Source organism: Steroidobacter sp., from assembly GCF_016790065.1.
Taxonomy (GTDB): Bacteria; Pseudomonadota; Gammaproteobacteria; order Steroidobacterales; family Steroidobacteraceae; genus Steroidobacter.
The window spans coordinates 1-1,691 of the sequence record NZ_JAEUPY010000351.1 but is presented as its reverse complement, the minus strand read 5'-3'; the positions used below and the strand labels follow the sequence as shown (position 1 = coordinate 1,691).

At 62.8% G+C, this 1,691-nt stretch carries 3 protein-coding genes; 2 read left to right on the top strand and 1 reads right to left on the bottom strand.

What is annotated here, in order from left to right; all coding sequences use genetic code 11:
* The coding region (locus JNL55_RS14540) for a class I adenylate-forming enzyme family protein (RefSeq protein ID WP_293854473.1) at window positions 1-842 on the top strand (842 nt) is incomplete at its 5' end.
* An 8-nt stretch (window positions 843-850) separates the two neighbouring features.
* Here the strand turns inward: JNL55_RS14540 and JNL55_RS14535 are convergent.
* Window positions 851-1,339: a hypothetical protein gene (locus tag JNL55_RS14535; protein ID WP_293854470.1), complete on the bottom strand. Its 489-nt coding sequence runs from the start codon at window positions 1,337-1,339 to the stop codon at window positions 851-853.
* Here JNL55_RS14535 and JNL55_RS14530 point away from each other — a divergent pair.
* Window positions 1,329-1,691 (top strand): SDR family NAD(P)-dependent oxidoreductase (locus tag JNL55_RS14530; RefSeq protein ID WP_293854467.1); only part of this gene is annotated, 363 nt, incomplete at its 3' end. The two genes, JNL55_RS14535 and JNL55_RS14530, sit on opposite strands and share 11 nt — an antisense overlap.

The following is a 1,691-nucleotide window of genomic DNA, read 5'->3' as shown; positions in this document are numbered from 1 at the left end:
GCACCGTGCTCGCGAATTTCGATGCCGCCGAAACGCTGCGCCTGATTCAGGAAGAGTCCGTCACCATCGTCTGGTTGGTGCCCACGATGGCGGCGCTGCTGCTGCAGGTTCCCGGCATCGACACGTGCGACCTCACGTCTTTGCGAGCCATCGGATTCGTCGGCTCGATGTTGCCGGCCGCGATCCGCGAGCAGGCGATGGCGCGACTGTGTCCCCATATCTATGAAGGCTACGGCTTGCAGGAGACCGGCTTCCTCACGATCAGCAATCCCGAAGATCGGCTCCGCGCACCCGACTCCGTCGGCCGCCCCCTGCTGTTCTCCGACGTTCGCGTAGTCAATCCGAACGGCGAACGCGTTGCCGTGGGCGAGATCGGCGAGATCATCGGCCGCACGCCCAACTGCATCACCGAGTACTTCCAGAGCCCGGCCAAGAACGCCGAGGTCTTCCGCGACGGATGGTTTCACACCGGTGACCTGGGATGCTTCGACGCGGACGGATATCTGTACATCTGTGGACGAGTCAAGGACCTGATCATATCCGGCGGACAAAACATACATTCCTCGGAGATCGAGGCAACGCTCATGGGCTTCGCCGGCGTCGCGGATTGCGCGGTCGTGGGATTGCCGCACGAAGTCTGGGGAGAAGTGGTCACCGCAGTGATCGTGACCGTTGGCGACACAACGCCAACGACAGAGCAGGTCCAGGACTTCTGCCGCGCAACGCTGTCCAGCTTCAAAGTCCCGAGAATCGTGCGGTTCCAGAGCGACCCGCTGCCGCGAACCGCGACCGGCAAGGTCCAGAAATTCCTGCTCGTCGAGCGCTATCGCTCCGCGAACTGAGCGGGCACTCAGATCTTGCCGACGCCCCACATTTCGATGGCGACGCGCCAGCCCTGCGGCAGCTTCTTCCAGACATAGACGGTGCGGAAATCCATCGCTTCCTTCGTGGCCGGCGGATTCGGCTTGCAGTGGAGCACGAGAAAGGCGGCGTACGTGGTCGCGGACGCTACCGCCTGCTCACCCGTAAGTGTCAGCTTGCAATGTTTCTGCCCATCGGGCCCCAGACCGGCCCAATGTTCTTCGAGCGCCTGAACCGCGGATTTCATACCGCGTGTCACACCCGCTTCGCCCTCACCCACCATGACGACATCGGGGGCGTACAACAGCTCGGCAACTTTGGCCGGCGATGCGCCGCCCATCAATGCAGTCTCCACCGTGGCCATCTCGGCCTTGATCTCCTGCAGAGTGTCGGCCCTGGCAGCCACGCTTGTAACGACTGTGCTGAGGAGCAAAGCCACTGTCACGGCGCCACTGGTGAATGCTCGGGTGGAAATCATCGTGCTGCTCCTGTGCTGGTTCGCCCGCAACTGCGCAACGCGCAGCCGTAACGTGCGCAGTGATCCTATCGAGGCGGGTCGCGATGAAATATCCCCAAGCGGCAAGTCTATTCATGCCTCGCTGCTGCCGGCCTGGCCGCGGAGTATTCTCCTGCACGAAGACGAGGGACTAGAGATGAGCAGGCGTATTCACGAGTTGATGAATCTTGCCGGGCGCACCGCGCTGATCACCGGCGGATCGCGCGGTCTTGGATTGCAGGTCGCCGAGGCGCTCGGCGAAGCGGGAGCCACACTGATGCTGACGGCCCGCAAGGAAGCGGACCTGCGTGAAGCGACCGAAGCGCTCGCTGCA

Excerpts from the sequence above, each read along its gene's own strand:
- JNL55_RS14535 (WP_293854470.1), bottom strand. The coding sequence starts at position 1,339 with ATGATTTCCACCCGAGCATTCACCAGTGGCGCCGTGACAGTGGCTTTG.